Here is a 20,423-nt window from a genome sequence, read left to right as displayed (position 1 = left end):
CGCGGATCTTTCGTCAGGGACTGAGGACGCCTGTCAGGCTACGCCGATGTATCGCTGACGGCATCACGAGAGTGACCGAAGCCTTAGAATCCCATGGCCTCGCGAACGACGTGATCGGCGAGGAGCCTGCCCCGCAGCGTGAGGACGAGGCGCCCGACCCCGGCGGCCGCCGGGTCGACGAGGCCCTCCGCGACCATCCTCCCCACCGCCTCGGGGCGGGCGATCTGGGAGACGTCGACGCCCTCGGCGGTGCGCACGGCGAGCATCACCCGTTCGAGACGGCGCGTCCGGTCGTCGAGGACCTCCCCCGCGGCGCCCGGCGATCCGGCCCGCGCCCGGGCGGCGTACGCCCGGGGGTGCTTGACGTTCCACCACCGGTACCGCCCGACGTGGGAGTGGGCGCCGGGCCCCAGTCCCCACCAGTCCCAGTCCCGCCAGTACGCGAGGTTGTGGCGCGACGCGTGGGCGAGGTCGGCCCCGGCGTCGCCGCCCTCGCCGTCCGCGAGGCGGGCGAAGTTCGAGATCTCGTACCAGCGGTAGCCCGCCGCCCCCAGGGCGGCGTCGGCGGCCTCGTATTTGGCGGCCTCGTCGTCGGGGTCGGGGTCGACGAGCTCTCCTCGGGCGATGCGGGCCGCCATCCGGGTCCCCTCCTCGACGACGAGGGCGTAGGCGCTGATGTGGTCGGGGGCCAGGTCCAGGGCCGCGTCGAGGGAGGCCCGCCAGTCGTCGAGGGACTCGCCGGGCGCCCCGTAGATCAGGTCGACGCTGACGTCGAGGCCCGCGTCGCGGGCGGCGGCGACCACCTCGGGGACCCTCTCGGGGCGGTGCGTCCGATCGAGGATGGACAGGACCGAGGGGACCGCCGACTGCATGCCGAAGGACACGCGGGTCGCCCCGGCCCGCGCCAGGCGGGCGAGCCCGGCGGCGTCGACGCTGTCGGGATTGGCCTCGACGGTGACCTCGGCCCCGGCGGCGACGCCGAGGGTCTCGCGCAGTCCGTCGAGGATCTCGGCGAGCTCATCGGCGTCGAGGAGGGTCGGGGTCCCCCCGCCGAAGAACACGGTCGAGGCCGGTCGCGCGGGCAGCCCCGCGTCGGCGAGGACCCGGACGGCCGTGCCGGCCTCGGCGAGGACCGAGGGGGCGTAGGACCCGGGCTCGGCGCCGGGCCCGAATCCCGTCGTGTACGTGTTGAAGTCGCAGTAGCCGCAGCGCACCGAGCAGAAGGGGACGTGGACGTACACGCTCAGGGGGCGCCCGGCGTCGGCCTCGACGAGGGCGGGGTCGAGCCGCCCGTCGTCGGGCCAGGGCGTGCCCTCGGGCTGGGCGGGGCTCACGGGGCCTGCTCTTCTCCGGCCAGTGCCGACACGTCGATCGGCCGACGGGCGATGACCTGGGAGCAGGCCGTCATCACCGTCAACGAGGCGATCAGGGCGAGGAACGACGCTCCCCAACCCCCCGTCGAGGCCCGCAGCCAGCCGACCGCCACCGGTCCGACGGCGGCCGCGCAGTAGCCGACGGACTGGACGAAGGCGACGATGCGGCGGTTGACGTCGATATCCGGGGCGGCCTCGATGACGAGGGTGAAGAGCGCGGTGAACAGGCCGCCGTGCCCGATCCCGCACAGCGCCGACCACAGGGGCCACCACCCGTCGGCGAGCAGGAGCCCCACCGGCATCGACAGCCAGCATCCGCTGATGAGGAGGAGGACCCGCCCCGGGCGCCAGCCGAATCGCCCCGCCAGCAACGGCGGCACCAGGGAGCCGACGATCCCCGTGAGATGGAACACCGAGGAGGCCGCGCCGGCTGCGGCCTCGGTCATCGTGCGCAGCGACAGGAGCATCGTCGGCAGCCACGACGCGAACGAGAAGTAGGAGAAGGTGTGCCCGGCGAAGGAGACCGCCAGGAGCCACACGACGGGGGATCTCCACACCCGCCCGCTCCGGGAGGAGGCGGGGGGCTGCGGGCCCGGCGCCGACGGCGGGAACGCCCGGCGCCACGCGAGTCCGACGACGAGGATCGGGACGACGACCCACACGAGGGACGAGCCCCTCCACCCCAGGACGGCGGCCGTCGGCACGGCGGCGGCCGTCACCAGGGTGACCCCGACATTCGTCGACACCGTGTACAGGCCCGTCATCGTCGCGGCCCGACGGGCGAAATCACGGCCGATGATCATCGGGACGACGAGGTTGCCGACGGTGATCGCCAAGCCCATGAGGATCGTTCCGGCGAAGAGCGCTCCGACTCCTCCCGTCGAGCGCGCCACCGCCCCGACGGCCAGCAGGCCCAGGCACCCCACGGCGGCCCCGTCCGGACCGGTCCTGCGCACCCACGCCGATCCCATCGGCGTCAGGAGGCCGAAGCACAGGACGGGGGCCGCGGTCAGGGCGCCCTGGCCGACCCCGTCCATCGACAGCTCCGAGCCGATCCGGCCCAGCAACGGCGGGACGACGGCGATCGGCGAGCGCAGGAGCATCGCGAATCCCAGGAGGACGAGGGCCGCGACGAGCGCCTGACGGGCGGTGCGCCGATCCCGCGGGTCGACTCCCCCGCCCCGGACCGCAGCAGCCTCCCCGCCCCCGGTCATCGGGGCCCCGGCCCCGCGGGGTCGTCGCCGGGGCGCGCGCCCCCGCGCGGCAAGCGGATCGCGAGGACGTCGTGGACGGCCCGGCCCGCGTCGATCCCCCGGGTCTCGAAGTGGGTGACGACCCGCCCGGCGAAGCGGGGGGCGAACCCCCCGCGGCCCGGCTCGGGGTCGGCCGCATCCGGGCGCTCGCCCTCGTGGGGGTTGGCCAGCGGCGGGCAGTCCTCGACGACGTCGCGCATCTGCCACGCGTAGTCGTCCCAGTCGGTCGCCAGGCGCCACGCCCCGCCGTCGACGAGGACGCGCGCGGCCTCGCGGGCGAAGGGCCTCGACACGAGGCGGCGCTTGTGATGACGGGTCTTGCGCCAGGGGTCGGGGAAGAACGTCCACATCTCGTCGACGCTCGCCTCGTCGAGCAGATGGGGGATCGCCTGGGCGGCGTCGGCCTCGACGACCCGGATGTTCGACGCCCCCGCGTCCACGGCCTTGGAGATCAGCTTGGCGATGCCCGGGACCCACACCTCGAGGGCGAGGTAGTCGCGGTCGGGGTGGGCCGCGGCCGCGGCGACGAGCTGCTCGCCCGTTCCCGAGCCGATCTCGACGGTCAGCGGGGCGGACCTGCCGAAGAGGGCCGCAGGGTCGAGGCGGACCCCCTCGGCGACCGTCGTGTAGCCGATGCCGCGCTCGACCTCGACGACGTAGTCGCCGGCCCATCGCTCCCACGTGCGCCGCAGGTTCGCGGGCAGGTCCCGCGAGCGCCTCGTGAAGGACTTGGTGCGCGCGAGGTACACCTGCCCCTCGGGGGCCTCGCCGGCGCGGGAGGGGCGGGCGGGCACGCCGGGCGCGCTCACTTCTTGCCCGTGGGCACGTCGGACGTCAGGGCGGCGATGAAGGCCTCCTGGGGGACGTCGACCCGTCCGATGGACTTCATGCGCTTCTTGCCCTCTTTCTGCTTCTCGAGGAGCTTGCGCTTGCGGGTGATGTCGCCGCCGTAGCACTTGGCGAGCATGTCCTTGCGCAGTGCCTTGATGGTCTCGCGCGAGATCACGCGGGCGCCGACGGCGGCCTGGACGGGGATCTCGAACTGCTGGCGGGGGATCAGGTCCTTGAGGCGCTTGGTCATGCGCACCCCGTAGGCGTACGCCTGGTCCTTGTGGACGATCGCGCTGAAGGCGTCGACGCGGTCGCCGTTGAGGAGGATGTCGACCTTGACGAGGTCGGCGGTCTGGCTGCCGGACTCCTGGTAGTCGAGGGAGGCGTAGCCCCGGGTGCGGGACTTGAGCTGGTCGAAGAAGTCGAAGACGATCTCGGCCAGCGGCAGCTGGTAGTGGAGCTCGACGCGCTCCTCGGACAGGTAGTCCATGCCTTTCATCGTTCCGCGCCGCTCCTGGCACAGCTCCATGATGGTGCCGGTGAAGTCCGTGGGGGTCAGGATCGTCGCATTGACGACGGGCTCGTGGACCTCGGAGATCTTGCCCTCGGGGAAGGCCGACGGGTTGTCGACGCGCACGCTGGCGCCGTCCTCGGTGACGACCGTGTAGACGACGTTGGGGGCGGTGGCGATGAGGTCGAGGCCGAATTCGCGTTCGAGGCGCTCGCGGATGATCTCCAGGTGGAGGAGTCCGAGGAATCCGCAGCGGAATCCGAACCCCAGGGCGGCGGAGGACTCGGGCTCGTAGGTCAGGGCGGCGTCGTTGAGCTGGAGGCGCTCGAGGGCGTCGCGCAGGTCGGGGAAGTCGGTGCCGTCGACCGGGTAGATCCCGGAGAAGACCATCGGCTTGGGGTCCTGGTAGCCGGCCAGGGGCTCGTCGGCGCCGCGGACCTGGGCGGTGAGCGTGTCGCCGACCTTGGACTGGCGCACGTCCTTGACGCCGGTGATGAGGTAGCCGACCTCGCCTGCGCCGATGCCCTCCGCGGGGACGGGTTCGGGAGAGATGACGCCGATCTCGAGGAGCTCGTGGGTGGCGTTCGTCGCCATCATGCGCACGCGCTGGCGGGTCGACAGGGAGCCGTCGACGACGCGCACGTAGGTGACGACGCCGCGGTAGGTGTCGTAGACGGAGTCGAAGATCATCGCGCGCGTGGGCGCGTCGGGGTCTCCGTCGGGGGCGGGGACGACCTCGACGATGCGGTCGAGGAGCTCGGGGACGCCCTCTCCGGTCTTGCCGGAGACCCGCAGGACCTCGGACTCGTCGCAGCCGATGAGCTGGGCGACTTCGCGCGCGTACTTCTCGGGCTGGGCGCCGGGCAGGTCGATCTTGTTGAGGACGGGGATGATCGCCAGGTCGTTCTCCATGGCCAGGTAGAGGTTGGCGAGGGTCTGGGCCTCGATGCCCTGGGCGGCGTCGATGAGGAGGACGGCCCCCTCGCAGGCGGCCAGGGAGCGGGAGACCTCGTAGGTGAAGTCGACGTGTCCGGGGGTGTCGATCATGTTGAGGGCGTAGGGCTGGGAGTCGACGGCCCAGGGCATGCGCACGGCCTGCGATTTGATGGTGATGCCGCGTTCGCGTTCGATGTCCATGCGGTCGAGGTACTGGGCCCTCATCTCGCGCTGCTCGACGACGCCGGTGAGCTGGAGCATCCGGTCGGCCAGGGTCGATTTCCCGTGGTCGATGTGCGCGATGATGCAGAAGTTGCGGATGCGGGCCTGCTCGGTGTGCGCGGGGCGGATGAGCGCGCTGTGCGCCGGCATGGGGATGGGCACGGGTACCTCCATCGGACTGGTCGTCCCCATCGTCCCATTGTCGACGGCTCCGGCGCCAACCCGGGTGCTGACGGGTCGCGCACACCGGCGGGGGCCCGGCCCAACCCCTATCGAGAGTCTGCCCGCCGTCGTCGCGGGCGCCGGCGGGGGAAGCGCCCCCTGTTGCTACCCTGGCGGCATGTCGGTGTCGGATCTGTCGGCGAGCAGCCAGAACTACCTCAAGGCCGTGTGGACCCTGCGCGAGTGGTCGGACGAGCCGGTGACGGCCTCGACGCTCGCGGCTCGCACGGGGGTGCGCCTGTCGTCGGCCTCGGACGCGGTCCGCAAGCTCACCGATCGGGGGCTGCTCTCCCACTCCCCCTACGGGTCGGTGGAACTGACCGCCGAGGGCGAGCGCCTCGCCGTCGAGATGGTGCGGCGCCATCGCCTCATCGAGGCGTTCCTCGTCGAGGCCCTGGGGTATTCCTCCGACGAGGTCCACGCCGAGGCGGAGGTTCTCGAGCACGCCGTGTCGGACCTGCTCGTCGAGCGGATCGACGAGCGGCTGGGTCGTCCCGAGCGGGATCCGCACGGGGACCCGATCCCCTCTGAGTCCGGGCGGGTTCTTCTGCCGGCGACGATCCTCCTCGCGGATCTGGGCGTGGGGAGGCGGGGGCTGGTCGAGAGGGTCTCCGATTCCGATCCCCTGCTCGTGCGCTTCCTGGACGAGCGCGGTATCCGCTTCGGCGCCGAGGTCGAGCGGGTGGCCTCTCCCCCGTTCTCCGACACGATCGAGGTTCTCGCGCCGGCCTCGGCGGAGGCGTGCTCCCTGGGGGCGGCTGCGGCCCGGGCGGTGCGGGTGCGCCCCCTCGGCGACTGAGGCCCCGATCTCGCGCCGTCGTTCGGCCGGACCCCTCCCCGTCATCGGCCGGCATCGACGCCCGGCTCACCGTTCTCCCGCCCCTTCCCGATGGGCCCTGCGGACGACGGCGCCCCCGCCCGTGATGGGAGGCGGGGGCGCCGCGGCGCGAGCCCTCGTCGGGCCGCGGGTCCGTCAGCCCTCGTCGGACTCCAGTCGGGCGGCGATGGCGTCGTGGACGGCGCTGATCGCCTCGGGCAAGGAGTCGAAGGCGTCGAGGTGGGCCTTGCGGTGGGCCATCTCCTCGCGCCAGCGCGCGGTGTCGATGGTCAGGAGGCGCGCGAGGTCGTCCTCGGCGATGTCGAGGCCGTCGAGGTCGAGCTCCTCGACCGCGGGGACGACGCCGACGGGAGTCTGGACGCCGGCGGCTTTTCCGTCCTGGTAGTCGATGAGCCACAGGAGGGCGCGCAGGTTCTCCCGGTACCCGGGCCAGAGGAAGCGCCCGTCCTCGGGGTCGCGCTGGAACCAGTTGACGTGGGCGAAGACCGGCGGGGCGCTCAGGCGTCCGAGGACGTCGAGCCAGTGGGCGGCGTAGGCGCCCTCGGGGTAGGACATGAAGGGGCGCATCGACATGGGGTCGTAGCGCAGCTTGCCCTCGACGCCCTCGGCGGCGAAGGTCGCCTCGGCTCCGAGGGTGAGGCCGTCGTAGACGCCCTCGGCCGGGTCGGTCATCGCGCGGATCAGCGGTTCGCGGTCGCGGGTGCGCCCGCCGAAGATCACGGCGTCGATGGGGACGCCCGCGGGGTCGGCGATGTCGGGGGCGACGGTGGTGACGTTGGTCAGGGAGGTGGCGAAGCGGCTGTTGGGGTGGGCCCAGGGCGCGCCGATCTCGTCGCCGGTGCGCTCGTCGATGCGCGCGCCGGTCCAGTCGCACCAGCCGTCGAGGTCGGCCGGCGGCTCGGGGGTCTTGCCCTCCCACCAGACCTCGCCGGTGAGGGCGTTGTGGGCGACGTTGGTGAACAGGGCCCCCGATCCCTCTCGGATCGCGCTCAGGGCGGCGGGATTGGTCGTCTCGTTGGTGTCCTTGGCGACGCCGAAGACGCCGTTCTCGGAGTTCATGCCGTACAGGCGCCCGTCCTCGCCGACCCACAGCCAGGTGATGTCGTCGCCGTAGAACTCGACGCGATAGCGGTCGCCGAGGGCGTCGGGGGGCAGCGTCATCGCGAGGTTCGTCTTGCCCGAGGCCGAGGGGAAGCCGCCGCACACGTGGTAGGTGCGGCCGGTCTGAGTGTCGACGATGCCCAGGAGCATGAACTGCTCGGCGAGGAACTCTCCGGAGGTCCACCCGTCGTAGGCGGATTGGCGCAGGGAGTGGGCGATCTTGCCGAGCATCGCGTTTCCGCCGTAGGCCGAGCCGTAGTGGAGGATCAGGCGCTGGTCGGCGATGGTGGCGAAGAGCCGGGAGTCGGCGTCGGTGCCGTGGGCGATGGCGTCGAGGTCGCCGGTGACGTGGACGGCGCGCACGAAGTACGAGGGGTCGTCGAGCCCGTCGAAGAGGTCGAGTCCGACGCGGGCCATGCGGATCATCTGGAGGACGACGACGCGGTTGTCGGAAAGCTGGACGCCGGCGGCGTACTTGGCCAGGGGGGAGCCGGGGACGGCCATGAGGTACGGGATGACGTACATGGTCTTGCCCTCCAGGGCGCCGGTCATCTTCTCGCGCTGGGAGGCGACGACCTCGTCGGAGGGGCGCCAGTTGTTGTAGACGCCGCGATCGGCCGGGTCCGCGGTGGCGACGACGGTGCGCTCCTCGGAGCGGGCGGTGTCCTTGACGTGGGAGCGCGAGTAGTAGCGTCCGGGGCCGGCCGGGAGGATCTCCCCGGCGTCGAGGGCCTCGGCGAGGAGGCGCTCGTCGTCGGCGGCGCCGATGACCTCGATGCGCTCGGGTCGGGTGATGAGGGCCCATTCGCGGACGAAGTCGCGGATGGCCTCGTTGGAGACTCCGGCGTCGTCGAGCGCGCTGGTGATGGCGTCGTCGGTCATGTGTTTCCTCCTTGTGTCGGACGGGACCGGTTCGGCCCCGCTTCTGGACAGAACTCTAACTACGTTGGGGCGTAATCATGAATGACGTTGGTCCGTACTCGGCTTTTCCTCGCACCTCGTCACGTGCGAGAGCGCGCGTGCGCGCACGCCCTCGGACGATCGCCTACAGTCGTCTGCGTCTGCGATGCCGCGAACCGACGGCTCGACCGAACCTGTGGGAGGACTCATGGCCTCACCGAGCGAACGCCTGGTGGCCCTCGCGGTCTCAGTGCTGCGCGACCTCGTCGGAGCGAGCGCGAAGCCGCGCCCCCTCCGGGAGCGCGATCGCGATGGGCGCCCCCGTCCCGAGCCCCGCACGGCGCGCGCCGGCGCGGCGGAGCCGACGCCCACCGGGCAGCGGCGGATCCGTCAGGTCGAGGTCGCCGAGGCCCTGACCCACGCCCGGTACGCCCCGCAGGCCGATGGCGCCGCCGATCCCGGAGAAGTCGTGTGGACATGGGTCCCCTACGAGGAGGACGCGAGCCGCGGGAAGGATCGTCCGGTCGTCGTCATCGGGCGCGAGGGCCGGGGCGTGTACGTCGCCCAGTTGACGTCGAAGGATCACGACCGGGACGCCGCGCAGGAGGCCCGGTGGGGCCGGCATTGGCTCGACATCGGCTCGGGACCGTGGGATCCGCGGGGGCGCCCCTCCGAGGTCCGCCTGGACAGGGCCCTGTGGGTGCCGGTCGAGGAGGTCAGGCGCGAGGGCGCGGCGCTGCCGCGCGCGACGTGGGAGGCCGTCGTCGAGGCGATGCGGGCCCGCGCGTAGCGGACCGGCGGGGCCGGGGCCCGACCGCCTGGGCGTGAGCGCCTTCACTCCCGAAGGGCCGTGCGCGATTGGAGAGGACGCGGCGGTCGCTGGTATCGTTAGCGGTCGGACTCCCGCGCCTGGTCGGGCAGGGGGTCTGGTCTGAGCCGTTCACGGATGTCCCCACGTCCCAGTCCCGGCTCCGACACAGCCCTCACCGACCCTGTACGTTTTCCAATCAAGGAGTGACCCGACTGTGGCGAATATCAAGTCCCAGATCAAGCGGATCCGCACCAACGAGAAGCGCCGCGTGCGCAACCAGGCGGTGAAGTCCGAGCTCAAGACCCTGGTCCGCAAGACCCGCGAGGCCGTCGAGGCCGGCGACAAGGAGCAGGCCCTCGAGGCCCTGAAGGTCGCCTCGCGCAAGCTCGACAAGGCCGTTTCGAAGGGCGTCATCCACAAGAACCAGGCCGCGAACCGCAAGTCGAAGCTCGCCAAGCGCGTGTCGAAGCTCGGCTGACCGAACAGTCCTGTCGACGTCGGGCCGCCCCCAGTGGGGGCGGCCCGACGCGTTGTACGAGGACCGCGAGGCCCCGTTCAGGAGGTGAGCCGGCGGGTCGGCTTGTCAGCGGGCGCCGCGCAGTCGGCAGATCGTGATGACGGCCTTCTCGACGGCCCTGTGGGGGTCGCGCGACGCCCCTTTGGTCTCCTCGTCGGCGACGGCGAGCGCCCGGATCGCGCCGGCGAGCGATTGGTCGGTCCACCCGCGCAGCTCGCGCCTAGCCCGGTCGATCTGCCAGGGAGCCATCTTGAGCGCCCCGGGGCCCTTGGAGCCGGCGACTGAGACCTTCGCCAGGGCCCGGAACTTCATCGCCAGGGCGATGATGATCGGTTGGGGGTCGACCCCGGTGGCGTAGGCGTGGCGCAGGAGGGTCAGGGCCCGGGCCGTGTCCCCCAGGACGGCGGCGTCGGCGACGTCGAACCCGGTGGCCTCGATGCGGCCGGCCTGGTAGCGGCGGACGTCGTCGATGGTGATCCTCCCCTGGACGTCGGACAGGAGCTGGGACACGGCGGCGCACATCGAGCGCAGGTCGGAGCCGAGGGCGTCGACGAGGGCCTGCATGGCCTCGGCGTCCATCTGGCGTCGGGCGGCGCGCACGTCGGCGCGGACCAGGTCGAGCTTCTCGGAGTCCCGTTTGATCGGATCGGCCGGGATCACCGGCCATCGGGCCTTGGCGACGGCGTCGACGACCTTCTTGCCGCGGGCGTTGCCGCCGGGGTGGACGAGGAGGAGCCAGACGTCGTCGGCGGGATCGGCGATATAGGCGAGGAGGTCCTCGGCGAGGGCGTCGCTCATCGCCTCGAGATCGGGGACGATGATGAGCCTCGACTCCCCGAAGAGGGACGGGGAGGCGATGACGCCGAGTTGGCCGGACTGGTAGGAGGCGGCCGACAGGTCGGTGCGCTCGACGGCGGGATCGGCCTGGAGGGCCTGGGCGCGCAGGGAGTCGAGGGCGCGGTCGACGAGGACGCCCTCGGATCCCTTGACGAGGACGACGGGGGCGAGCCGGATCTCCACCGGGCCGCGGTCGGCCTGCTTCCTCGTCGGCATCTGTCCCCTCCGGATCGGTGCGCCCGGTACCGGGCCCGTCAGGGCACCAGTGTCCCACGCGCCTGCCTCGTCTGCGTCACCCGCGCCGGCCGGGGCCCCGCCCGTCAGTCCCGACTCCCGCGACCGCCGCGTCCCCTGTCGATCACGGCTCCGCGCGGCGTCGGCGCTCGGCGGCACGCCGCCTCCTGCGCGTCGCCGAGCCGACGAGGACGAGGACCGCCGCGGCGGCGTATCCCGCGAGAGCCCCGGCCGGCCCCCCGGGGACTTCGACCTCAGCCCCCGGCCATTCGGCGAGGGTTCGGGCCACTCCCGCCACCCATCCGGTGAACAGCGACGCGATCCCCGCGAGTGATTCGGCCGCGCCCGGCGCCACGGGCGAGACGAGGGCGCACGCCAGGGCGAGGATCGTCGCCGGGGCGACGGCGGGCCCGGCGAGGACGTTGGCGAGGACCGACCAGACCGGGGCGCGGTTGTCGAGGGCCAGGAGGATCGGCAGGACGCATCCCTGGGCGCAGACGGGCACCGCGATGAGGCCGACGAGGCGCCGGCAGGCCCTGCCCGGGGCCGTGTCGTCCCGGAGCCTCGCGTCCGCCCAGGCGGTCAGTCGGGCCGCCGGGCCGACGACCCCGGCGGTGGCGCCGACCGACAGGGCGAAGCCGACACTGCGCGACGCCCAGGGGCTCCAGACGAGGGCGGCGACGACCACGGCCGCCAGGGCCGTCATCGACTGCCCCGCCCGTCCCAGGGCGAGGCCGGCGACGCCGACGGCCGCGACCGCGACCGAGCGCAGGACCGACGGCTCGGGGCCGACGAGGGCGACGACTCCGGCGAGCACCACGAGGGTCGCCGGCGCCCGCCACGCGCGCCGGGACGGCAGGAGGTGGGTCACCGCCCCCAGGACGACGGCGATGTGGGAGCCGGAGACGGCGACCAGGTGGGTCAGGGAGGTGCGGCGCATCGCGGTCGCCAGGTCCCCAGTCATCGCCCGGTCGTCCCCGACCGCCATCCCCGCGACGAGGGCCCGCCCCTGGTCGGGAAGCCCGGCGCACGCCCGGACGAGCCCCGAGCGGGTCGCCCTCGCCCACGACTCCCATCCCTGTGGTCGTTCGATCAGTGTCTCCGCTTGCGCGCGGAGCTCGCCGATGAAGGGCGCGTCGGAGTGGAAGGAGGGGTCGACGCGCCCACGGACGCGCAGTCGGTCCCCGCGCGCGTAGGGCCCCCAGTCGCGCGCGCGGATCCGGACGAGGGCGCGCGAGGGCCGCCGCAGGCCCGACCCGTCGACGACGGCGAAGACCCTGGCGTCCGCGGAGAAGAAAGAGGCGTCGATGGGGCGCCCGCCCGGCGCGGGGTCCCCGGCCAGCTCGACGAGGAGGTCCAGGCCTCCCCCGCCCGCGGCGGCGACGACGGCGGGGTCGGCGTCGTGGCGGGCGCGGGCAGCCGCCCCCGTCAGGGCGCAGCACAGGGCGACGGCGCAGGCGAGGGCGGCGGCCATCCGGACGGATCCTCCCGGCGTCAGAGCGTGAGCGCCTCCGCGGGGCCCGCGCCCGGCCGTCGCCCACGCGCACAGGACGAGGCAGACGACGGCCAGGCAGGCGCCGATCCACAGCGACGCCCTCCCGTCGACGAGCGGGGACGTGGTCGTCCACGACGCCGCCCACCCCAGGCACGCGGCGGGGACGAGGCGCAGGTCGATCATGTCGGGAACGGGGCGCGGCGGGGTCATGGGCAGGCCCCCGCCCCGATCCGCTCGACGAGGGCCGGTCCGATCCCGGGGACGTCATCGACGTCCCCGACCGACGCGAAGGGCCCGTGCGCCTCCCGATGGGCGACGATCCGGGCTGCCAGGGCCGGCCCGACTCCGTCGAGGGACTCGAGGGCGGCGGCGTCGGCCGTGTTCAGGTCGACGCACGGAGCAGGCGCCCCTCCTACCCCGCCTCCCGGGGCGCTCGGCGCGGCGCCCTCCTCGCCGGCCGTGGGGACGACGATCTGCTCCCCGTCGACGACCGGCCGGGCGAGGTTGATGGCCGCCGTGTCCGCCTCGGGCAGGGCTCCCCCGGCCGAGGCGATCGCGTCCTGCGCCCGGGACCCGGGGGGCAGCCGGACGACGCCCGGCGCGGCGACCGCCCCGACGACGTGGACGACGATCCCCTCGGCGCCGGACTGCTCGGCGGCAAGCGGTTCCCCTCGCGGCGATGGGGGCGCCGGGCCCCGGTCCCGGGCCGTCGGCTCCGCCGCGTCCTCGCCCGCCGAGTGCGGGGCGTCGGCGACGGGCTCCCCAGGTGCTCCCGACAGGCGCCACAGGGACAGGAGGCAGAGCCCGGCCACGACGGCCAGGAGCACCATCACGGACCGCGCCGAGGGGAGGAGCCGATGGATCCGGTCCGGCCGAGGGGCGGCCGACGGGGAGGAGTCGTAGACGGCGCGCGTCAGGGCGCGCAGCCTGATCCTCGTCGCTCGATCCATGCGGGCACAGTAGGACGCGGGCCGCCGACACGACGAGCGGGTCCCGGCCCCCTGTGGATCGAATGGGCCCACCGCCGCCTGTGGAGGCCACTGCGGCTGCGCAGTCAATCGGCCAGATCGTCGATGAGGACCGCCCCTGTGAGCGGACCCGCCCCGCGAGCACCGCGCATCGCCCGCGAAGAGGGCGAGCCTCCGGTTCTTGCCCGTCCGCCCCGGCGTCGGGCGCCGCGGCGGCCCCGTGGGGCCAGACTCCTCTAGGATCGTCCCAGCACCACCGACCCGAGGGGAACACGATGAGCGAGGACATCGAGGAACTGCGCGCCCAGCTCGCCCAGGCCGAGGCCGAGGCGAAAGCCGCCCAGGCCGAAGCGGCCCAGGCCAAAGCGGAGGCCCTCCGGGCCCGGCTCGCCGCCGCCGACCACGCCTCGGCACCCGCTGGGGACTCTTCCGCGAGCGCGGATCCCGCGCCCCAGGACCCGGCGCCCGTCCCGGAGCCCCACGCCCCCCTGTCCCCGTTCGCCGAGGGGATCCGCGGCGCCTACTCCTTCGAGAGGCCCTCGATCACCCTCGGCGCGCTCATCGAGGACGGCGCCCGGCTGCCCGGCGTGACGACCTCGATGCCCCTGTCGACGGTCAACCGCCACCTGCTCGTCGCCGGCGCGACCGGCACCGGGAAGACCCGCACCCTCCAGCTCCTGACCGAGGGTCTGTCCGCGGCCGGCTCGTCCGTCGTCCTCTGCGACGTCAAGGGCGACCTGACCGGCTTGTCCGAGGCCGGCTCCCCCTCGGACAAGCTCCTGGCCCGCACCTCGGCGAACGGGCAGGCGTGGGCGCCGGACTCCTTCCCCCTCGAACTCCTCGACCTGGGAGGGCTGTCCGTCCAGTTCCCCGGCACCCCGATCCGCGCCCGCGTCTGCGACTTCGGCCCGATCCTCCTGTCACGCGCCCTTGGCCTCAACACCACTCAGGAGCAGGCCCTCCAGCTCGTGTTCTCCTGGGCGGACGAGCGAGGCCTGGAGCTCGTCGATCTGGCGGACCTGCGCGCCGTGATCTCGTTCTTGACCAGCGCCGACGGGAAGGCCGAGCTCGAGGGGATCGGCGGGGTCTCCAAGGCCACCGCCGGCGTTATTCTGCGCACCCTGACCGCCCTCGAGTCCCAGGGAGCCGATCGTTTCTTCGGCGATCCCGGATTCGACACGGCCGACCTGCTGCGCGTCGACGCCTCCGGGAAAGGGGTCGTCTCCCTCCTGGGCGTCGGCGACATCTCCTCCCGCCCGGCCCTGGTGTCCGCGGTCATCATGTGGCTCCTCGCAGACCTCTTCTCCACCCTCCCCGAGGTCGGCGATCCCGACAGGCCCCGCCTCGTCTTCTTCTTCGACGAGGCCCACCTCCTCTTCGCCGACGCGACGAAGGAGTTCCTCCGCCAAGTCGTCCAGACCGTCCGCCTGATCCGTTCGAAGGGGGTCGGCGTCGTCTTCGTCACCCAGACCCCCAAGGACATCCCCTCCGATGTCCTCGCCCAGCTGGGGTCGCGCATCCAGCACGGGCTGCGGGCCATCACCCCGGAGGACCACAAGAAGCTCAAGGCCACCGTCCAGACGTTCCCGCAGACCGACCTCGTCCTCGACGAGGTCCTGACGAACCTGGGCACCGGCGAGGCCGTCGTCACCGTCCTCGGGGAGGACGGCCGCCCCACCCCGGTGGCGCCGACGGCCCTGTGGGCCCCGGCTTCCGTCATGGGGCCGGCGACCGAGCAGACGATCGCGCGCCTGAACGCCTCCTCGTCGCTGATGCCGCGCTACGCCGACGCCGTCAACCCCGAATCGGCCGAGGAGAAGCTCGCGGCGCGCGCCGCCCTCGCCGAGGAGGAGCGCCGCCGGGCCGAGGCCGCCGAGGCCGCACGCAAGCAGGCCGAGAAGGACGCAGCCGACCTGGAGAAGCGCCTGGCCAAGGAGCGCGCGGCGGCGGCCAAGGAGGCCGAGCGGGCCGCCCGCGACGCCCAGAGGCAGCGGGAGAAGGAGGAGGCCGCCCGGCGCAGGGCCGCCGAGCGGCGCACCCGACAGGTCGAGTCCGTCCTCGGGTCGGTTCTGCGCACCGCGGGCCGCGAGATCACCCGGTCGATCTTCGGCACCCGCAGGCGCTAGGGGCGGCGGGCCGGCATGCCCCGGCTCGGCGCCCGCAGACGCGGGTGGCCGGACGCTCCGACGAACCCCTCCCCCATCGGGTTAGATTGGCCCATGCGGGACCTGGTCAGGACCCATCACGACGAGGAGCGGAAATGCGCATCGGATTCATCGGCGCGGGCCACATGGCCGCGGCCATCGCACGGGGAGCCGTCTCAGCGGGGCTTGCGGCATCGGATCTGACGTTCACGAGCCTGAGCGGGGACTCCGCCCAGCGCCTGGCGGACGAGCTCGGCGCCCGGACCGCCCGTTCGAACGGCTCGCTCGCCCACCAGGTCGACATGCTCGTCCTGGCCGTCAAGCCCGGCGTCCAGCCCGCGGTCATCGAGCAGGTCTCCCACATCGTCCGCGATCGCCCCGAGATGTTCGTCGTCTCGCTGGCCGCCGGGCGCACCCTCGACGCCATCTCCGACGACTTCGGGGCCCGAGTCCCCCTCGTCCGCGTCATGCCCAACGTCAACGCCCAGATCGGCCAATCGATGAGCGCGATCTGCGCGGCCGGCGCCTCCGAGGAGCAGATCGAGGCCGTCGCCTCGCTGATGGCCTCCGTCGGCTCCGTCGCCCGCATCGCGGAGCGGGATTTCCCCGCGTTCCAGGCCATCGCCGGCTGCTCGCCCGCGTGGGTGTTCCAGATCATCGAGGCCCTCGCGCGCGCCGGGGTCAAGCACGGCCTGACGAAGGCCGCGGCCACCCAGTTCGCGGCCCAGTCCGTCCTCGGGTCGGCGGGACTCGTCCTGGCGGCGAGCCGCGACGGGGAGATCCCGTCCCGGCTCATCGACCAGGTGTGCTCCCCCGGGGGCACGACGATCGCGGGCCTCCTCGCCGCCGAGGACGCCGGACTGTCCTCCGCCCTCGTCGCCGCCGTCGATGCCGCGGTCGCGCGGGACGCCGACCTCGCCTGACCCGACGCCCGTCCCGTACCATCGCCTCGGCCCCGCGCTCCCGCGCGGACCGCCCGCTGCCGTCACACGATCCAGGAAGCCATGAACGCCGTCCTCCTCTCCGTCATCGTCATGCTCGTGCTCTCCGTCGCTCGGGTGCACGTCGTCATCTCCCTCTTCGTCGCCGCCCTCCTCGCGGGCCTGACCGCGGGGATGGGTCTGGAGGGGACGATGGTCGCCTTCCAGGACGGCCTGTCCGGGGGCGCCCGGATCGCCCTGTCGTACGCGCTCCTCGGGGCGTTCGCGATGGCCGTCGCCCACTCGGGCCTGCCCCGACTCCTCGCGGACTGGCTCATCGGCAGGACCGGGGGCTCCGACGGGGCCTCCGGTCGCGCCGCGCGCTGGACCCGCTGGGGGATCCTCGGCGGCACCGTCGCCATGGGCGTCATGGCCGAGAACGTCATCCCCATCCACATCGCCTTCATCCCCCTGCTGATCCCCCCGCTCATCGGCGTGATGACCGCCTTGCGGATGGACCGTCGGGCCGTCGCCTGCGCGATCACCTTCGGCGTCGTCACCGCCTACATGTTCCTGCCCGTCGGATTCGGCCGGATCTATCTGCACGACATCCTCTTGAAGAACATCGAGGACGCGGGCATGGACCTGACGGGGGTGTCGCCGGTCTCGGCGATGGCGATCCCCGCGGCGTCGATGCTCGTCGGCCTGCTCATCGCCCTGTTCTTCTCCTACCGCAGGCCCCGCGACTACGCGGTCGTCGACGGTGAGTTCTCGCGCCGGACGGACGAGCCCGTCGAGATGCGCAAGGTGTGGGCGGCGGTCGTCGCCCTCGTCGCCTGCTTCGTCATCCAGACGTGGCTGACCCTCATCGGCACTGAGGCGGACCCGCTCCTCGTCGGCTCGCTCGTCGGCCTGTGCCTCCTCCTGTTCATGCGGGTGGTCCCGTGGGCCAGGGCCGACGACGTCTTCACCGGCGGGATGAAGATGATGTCCCTCATCGGCCTCATCATGATCACCGCCCAGGGGTACGCCTCGGTCCTCAAGGCGTCGGGGGACATCGACCCCCTCGTCCAGCACACGGCGGACCTCTTCGCGGGCTCCCGACTCGTCGCCTCCTTGGCGATGCTCCTCGTCGGGCTTGTCATCACCATGGGCATCGGCTCGTCGTTCTCGACGCTGCCGATCATCTCGGCGATCTACGTGCCGCTGTGCGCCTCCCTCGGCTTCTCCCCGCTGGCGACCGTGGCCCTCATCGGCACCGCCGGCGCCCTGGGCGACGCGGGGTCGCCGGCCTCGGACTCGACGCTCGGCCCGACGACCGGCCTGAACGTCGATGGCCAGCACGATCACATCCGCGACACGGTGATCCCGACGTTCCTCCACTTCAACGTCCCCCTCCTCGTCGGCGGGTGGCTCGCGTCGATGGTCCTGTGACGCCGACCGCTCCGGGTGTGGACGGAGGCGGCACCTCCTCCTAGTACGCTGGGCGGGTACAGGTCCACGACTCGGATGGAGAGCACACGACATGGCACAGCGCCCCGACATCACCCCCACGACCGTCGCCCCTCCGCAGGTTCCCGATCGGGTCGGGGCCGAGGGCCTGGAGGCCAAGTGGGGCGAGCAGTGGGATGCTCAGGGGACCTACGCCTTCGATCGGACGGCCGATCGGGCCGACGTCTACTCGATCGACACTCCTCCGCCGACCGTCTCGGGCTCGCTGCACGTCGGCCACGTCTTCTCCTACACGCACACCGACGTCATCGCCCGCTACCAGCGGATGACCGGGAAGTCCGTGTTCTACCCGATGGGCTGGGACGACAACGGCCTGCCGACCGAGCGCCGCGTCCAGAACTACTACGGGGTCCGCGTCGACCCGACCCTGCCCTACGTCGAGGGCTTCGTGCCGCCGCACGAGGGCGGTGACGGCAAGTCGATCAAGGCCCGCGACCAGCAGCCGATCTCGCGCAAGAACTTCGTCGAGCTGTGCGAGCGCCTGACCGTCGAGGACGAGGCCCAGTTCGAGGCGCTGTGGCGCCACCTGGGCCTGTCGGTCGACTGGACGCAGAACTACCAGACGATCGGGCGGCGCGCCCGCAAGGTCGCCCAGGCCGCCTTCCTGCGCAACCTCGCGCGCGGCGAGGCCTATCAGGCGGAGGCCCCGGGCCTGTGGGACGTGACCTTCCAGACGGCGGTCGCCCAGGCCGAGTTGGAATCCCGCGAGTACCCGGGCTTCTACCACCGCATCGCCTTCCACCTGACGGATGCGGACGCCGCGGCTCGCGCCGCTGCCGCCGGCGCGCCGGTCGAGGACGGCGTCGACGTGTGCATCGAGACGACCCGTCCCGAGCTGCTCGCCGCCTGCGTCGCCCTCATCGCCCATCCCGATGACGAGCGCTACCAGCCCCTGTTCGGCACGACGGTCGCCTCGCCGGTCTACGGCGTCGAGGTGCCGGTCCTCGCCCACCCGGAGGCGGAGATGGACAAGGGCGCGGGCATCGCGATGTGCTGCACCTTCGGCGACACCACCGACATCGACTGGTGGCGCGACCTGGGGCTGCCGCTGCGGGCGATCCTGCGCAAGGACGGGCGCATCCAGGGCGACGTCCCGGAGTGGATCGTCTCCGACGAGGGCGCCGCCGCGTTCGCCGAGATCGCCGGGAAGACGACGTTCTCGGCCCGGGAGGCGGTCGTCGAGAGGCTCCGCGCCTCGGGCGAGCTGCGCGGCGAGCCGACGAAGACGCTGCGTCAAACGAACTTCTTCGAGAAGGGCGACAAGCCCTTGGAGATCGTCACGTCGCGCCAGTGGTACATCCGCAACGGCGGGCGCGAGTGGACGAACCCGGCGACGGGCGGGGACCTCAACGCCGAGCTCGTCGAGCGCGGGCGCGAGCTGGATTTCCACCCGGACTTCATGCGGGTGCGCTACGAGAACTGGGTGACGGGCCTGAACAACGACTGGTTGATCTCGCGCCAGCGCTTCTTCGGGGTCCCCTTCCCCCTGTGGTACAGGGTCCGCGAGGACGGCGAGGTCGATTACTCCGACATCCTCACGCCCTCGGAGGACTCGCTTCCCGTCGACCCGTCGACGGACGCCCCCGAGGGGTTCACGGAGGATCAGCGCGGCGAGCCCGGCGGTTTCGTCGGCGAGCTCGACATCATGGATACGTGGGCGACCTCTTCCCTGTCGCCGGAGCTGGCGTGCGGTTGGCTCGACGACGAGGATCTGTTCTCCCGCACGTATCCGATGGATCTGCGCCCCCAGGGCCAGGACATCATCCGCACGTGGTTGTTCTCCACCGTCGTGCGCGCCCACCTGGAGTTCGGCGCCCTGCCGTGGCGGCACGCGGGCATCTCCGGGTGGATCCTCGACTCCGACCACAAGAAGATGTCGAAGTCGAAGGGCAATGTCGTCACCCCCATGGGACTGCTCGACACGTACGGTTCGGACGCCGTGCGCTACTGGGCGGCGTCGGCGCGCCTGGGGCTGGACCCGGCGTTCGACGAGTCGCAGATGAAGATCGGGCGGCGCCTGGCGATCAAGGTGCTCAACGCCTCGAAGTTCGCGCTGACGATGGGCGGGGAGGGCGTCGCCCTCGACCTGGATCCGTCGCATGTGACCGAGGCCCTGGACCGCTCGGTCCTCGCCGAGCTGCGCGAGGTCGTCGCGTCGGCGTCGGCGTCGTTGGCGTCCTACGATCACGCGCGGGCCCTGGAGGTCACCGAGTCGTTCTTCTGGACGTTCTGCGACGACTACCTGGAGCTGGTCAAGGAGCGCGCGTACAACCGCGAGGGCGCGTGGTCGTCCGAGCAGGCCAGGTCCGCTCGCGCGGCGCTGGCGATCGTCATCGACACCGTGGTCCGCCTCTTGGCGCCGTATCTGCCGTTCGTCACCGAGGAGGTGTGGAGCTGGTACCGGCCCGGCTCGGTGCACCTGGCGGCGTGGCCGACCGTCGAGGCCCTCGACGAGGCGGGCGGGCAGCGGGAGGTCCTGGCGGCGGCGTCGGGCGCTCTCATCGCCCTGCGCCGCGTGAAGTCGGAGGCGAAGGTCTCCCCGCGCACCCCGTTCCTGTCGGTCACCGTCGAGGCCCCCGAGTCCCATCTCGACGCCCTGGCGACGGTGGTCGCGGACCTGGAGGCGGCCTCGAAGACGGTGCCGGGGGCCCTGGTGCTGACGGCGGCGGGCGATTCGGACGATGCCGATCAGGCGGCCCGCGTCAGCCTCTTCGAGTTGGGCGAGGCCCCGGCGAGGAAGAAGGGCTGATCCGTCGGATCGTGCGCCCGCGGGGCGTCCATGAGGGACTCCCCGCCCC

General features: G+C 72.7%; 15 protein-coding genes. 7 read left to right on the top strand and 8 right to left on the bottom strand.

The genetic code is table 11. The features are described from left to right. Window positions 1-83: 83 nt before the first annotated feature. From hemW to lepA, 4 genes are read right to left on the bottom strand one after another with little or no spacing between them, the layout of a single operon-like run. Window positions 84-1,334 (bottom strand): radical SAM family heme chaperone HemW, encoded by a 1,251-nt coding sequence (gene hemW / locus M3T53_RS03720; RefSeq protein ID WP_272433112.1) that lies wholly within the window; start codon window positions 1,332-1,334, stop codon window positions 84-86. Next, window positions 1,331-2,587 carry an MFS transporter gene (locus M3T53_RS03715; RefSeq protein WP_272433111.1) on the bottom strand — a complete coding sequence of 419 codons (1,257 nt, stop codon included), beginning with the start codon at window positions 2,585-2,587 and terminating at the stop codon, window positions 1,331-1,333. The genes hemW and M3T53_RS03715 overlap by 4 nt, the downstream gene beginning before the upstream one ends. Then, window positions 2,584-3,420: a tRNA (guanosine(46)-N7)-methyltransferase TrmB gene (gene trmB, locus M3T53_RS03710; protein ID WP_272433109.1), complete on the bottom strand. Its 837-nt coding sequence runs from the start codon at window positions 3,418-3,420 to the stop codon at window positions 2,584-2,586. Before trmB ends, M3T53_RS03715 begins: the two co-directional genes overlap by 4 nt. Before the next feature lie 11 nt (window positions 3,421-3,431). After that, the gene (gene lepA / locus M3T53_RS03705) at window positions 3,432-5,300 is read right to left on the bottom strand and encodes a translation elongation factor 4 (protein ID WP_272433301.1); all 1,869 of its coding nucleotides are present in this window, start codon (window positions 5,298-5,300) and stop codon (window positions 3,432-3,434) included. A 166-nt stretch (window positions 5,301-5,466) separates the two neighbouring features. Here lepA and M3T53_RS03700 point away from each other — a divergent pair, with 166 nt between their 5' ends. Further along, complete coding sequence (locus M3T53_RS03700; RefSeq protein WP_272433108.1) at window positions 5,467-6,147, top strand: metal-dependent transcriptional regulator; 681 nt, start codon at window positions 5,467-5,469, stop codon at window positions 6,145-6,147. Window positions 6,148-6,321: 174 nt separating this feature from the next. Here the strand turns inward: M3T53_RS03700 and M3T53_RS03695 are convergent, their stop codons facing one another. Further along, window positions 6,322-8,169: a phosphoenolpyruvate carboxykinase (GTP) gene (locus tag M3T53_RS03695; RefSeq protein ID WP_272433107.1), complete on the bottom strand. Its 1,848-nt coding sequence runs from the start codon at window positions 8,167-8,169 to the stop codon at window positions 6,322-6,324. 226 nt (window positions 8,170-8,395) lie between these two features. On the opposite strand from M3T53_RS03695, the gene M3T53_RS03690 reads away from it, so the two are divergent. Beyond that, window positions 8,396-8,977, top strand: a complete 582-nt coding sequence (locus M3T53_RS03690; protein WP_272433106.1) for a type II toxin-antitoxin system PemK/MazF family toxin — start codon at window positions 8,396-8,398, stop codon at window positions 8,975-8,977. Between the two features lie 235 nt (window positions 8,978-9,212). Further along, window positions 9,213-9,476 carry a 30S ribosomal protein S20 gene (gene rpsT, locus M3T53_RS03685; protein ID WP_272433105.1) on the top strand — a complete coding sequence of 88 codons (264 nt, stop codon included), beginning with the start codon at window positions 9,213-9,215 and terminating at the stop codon, window positions 9,474-9,476. Window positions 9,477-9,581: 105 nt separating this feature from the next. Here rpsT and holA read toward each other — a convergent pair whose 3' ends face one another. From holA to M3T53_RS03670, 3 genes are all read right to left on the bottom strand, one after another. Next, the gene (gene holA, locus M3T53_RS03680) at window positions 9,582-10,568 is read right to left on the bottom strand and encodes a DNA polymerase III subunit delta (protein ID WP_272433104.1); all 987 of its coding nucleotides are present in this window, start codon (window positions 10,566-10,568) and stop codon (window positions 9,582-9,584) included. 142 nt (window positions 10,569-10,710) lie between these two features. Next, window positions 10,711-12,291 carry a ComEC/Rec2 family competence protein gene (locus M3T53_RS03675; protein ID WP_272433103.1) on the bottom strand — a complete coding sequence of 527 codons (1,581 nt, stop codon included), beginning with the start codon at window positions 12,289-12,291 and terminating at the stop codon, window positions 10,711-10,713. After that, window positions 12,288-13,031 (bottom strand): ComEA family DNA-binding protein, encoded by a 744-nt coding sequence (locus M3T53_RS03670; RefSeq protein WP_272433102.1) that lies wholly within the window; start codon window positions 13,029-13,031, stop codon window positions 12,288-12,290. The genes M3T53_RS03675 and M3T53_RS03670 overlap by 4 nt, the downstream gene beginning before the upstream one ends. A gap of 293 nt (window positions 13,032-13,324) precedes the next feature. Here M3T53_RS03670 and M3T53_RS03665 point away from each other — a divergent pair, with 293 nt between their 5' ends. The 4 genes from M3T53_RS03665 to valS all read left to right on the top strand — a co-directional run bounded on the left by M3T53_RS03665 (window position 13,325) and on the right by valS (window position 20,374). Continuing rightward, window positions 13,325-15,175, top strand: a complete 1,851-nt coding sequence (locus M3T53_RS03665) for a helicase HerA-like domain-containing protein (RefSeq protein ID WP_272433101.1) — start codon at window positions 13,325-13,327, stop codon at window positions 15,173-15,175. A gap of 134 nt (window positions 15,176-15,309) precedes the next feature. After that, window positions 15,310-16,116: a pyrroline-5-carboxylate reductase gene (gene proC, locus M3T53_RS03660; RefSeq protein WP_272433099.1), complete on the top strand. Its 807-nt coding sequence runs from the start codon at window positions 15,310-15,312 to the stop codon at window positions 16,114-16,116. A gap of 81 nt (window positions 16,117-16,197) precedes the next feature. Continuing rightward, the gene (locus M3T53_RS03655) at window positions 16,198-17,547 is read left to right on the top strand and encodes a Na+/H+ antiporter family protein (RefSeq protein WP_272433098.1); all 1,350 of its coding nucleotides are present in this window, start codon (window positions 16,198-16,200) and stop codon (window positions 17,545-17,547) included. A 91-nt stretch (window positions 17,548-17,638) separates the two neighbouring features. Continuing rightward, entirely contained in the window at window positions 17,639-20,374 is a 2,736-nt protein-coding gene (gene valS / locus M3T53_RS03650; RefSeq protein ID WP_272433097.1) for a valine--tRNA ligase, read from the top strand. Window positions 20,375-20,423: the final 49 nt, after the last annotated feature.

Origin of the sequence: Actinomyces sp. B33 (assembly GCF_028437565.1) — a bacterium.
GTDB lineage: Bacteria > Actinomycetota > Actinomycetes > Actinomycetales > Actinomycetaceae > Pauljensenia.
The sequence above is the reverse complement of the archived record's forward strand: the minus strand, read 5'-3'. Positions and strand labels throughout refer to the sequence as shown.

What these genes read in the sequence shown, in the direction of transcription:
- holA (WP_272433104.1), bottom strand. Translation starts at nt 10,568, where the DNA reads ATGCCGACGAGGAAGCAGGCCGACCGCGGCCCGGTGGAGATCCGGCTC.
- M3T53_RS03665 (WP_272433101.1), top strand. Translation starts at nt 13,325, where the DNA reads ATGAGCGAGGACATCGAGGAACTGCGCGCCCAGCTCGCCCAGGCCGAG.
- lepA (WP_272433301.1), bottom strand. Translation starts at nt 5,300, where the DNA reads ATGGAGGTACCCGTGCCCATCCCCATGCCGGCGCACAGCGCGCTCATC.
- valS (WP_272433097.1), top strand. Translation starts at nt 17,639, where the DNA reads ATGGCACAGCGCCCCGACATCACCCCCACGACCGTCGCCCCTCCGCAG.
- M3T53_RS03695 (WP_272433107.1), bottom strand. Translation starts at nt 8,169, where the DNA reads ATGACCGACGACGCCATCACCAGCGCGCTCGACGACGCCGGAGTCTCC.
- M3T53_RS03700 (WP_272433108.1), top strand. Translation starts at nt 5,467, where the DNA reads ATGTCGGTGTCGGATCTGTCGGCGAGCAGCCAGAACTACCTCAAGGCC.
- M3T53_RS03715 (WP_272433111.1), bottom strand. Translation starts at nt 2,587, where the DNA reads ATGACCGGGGGCGGGGAGGCTGCTGCGGTCCGGGGCGGGGGAGTCGAC.
- proC (WP_272433099.1), top strand. Translation starts at nt 15,310, where the DNA reads ATGCGCATCGGATTCATCGGCGCGGGCCACATGGCCGCGGCCATCGCA.
- M3T53_RS03690 (WP_272433106.1), top strand. Translation starts at nt 8,396, where the DNA reads ATGGCCTCACCGAGCGAACGCCTGGTGGCCCTCGCGGTCTCAGTGCTG.
- M3T53_RS03675 (WP_272433103.1), bottom strand. Translation starts at nt 12,291, where the DNA reads ATGACCCCGCCGCGCCCCGTTCCCGACATGATCGACCTGCGCCTCGTC.
- M3T53_RS03670 (WP_272433102.1), bottom strand. Translation starts at nt 13,031, where the DNA reads ATGGATCGAGCGACGAGGATCAGGCTGCGCGCCCTGACGCGCGCCGTC.
- M3T53_RS03655 (WP_272433098.1), top strand. Translation starts at nt 16,198, where the DNA reads ATGAACGCCGTCCTCCTCTCCGTCATCGTCATGCTCGTGCTCTCCGTC.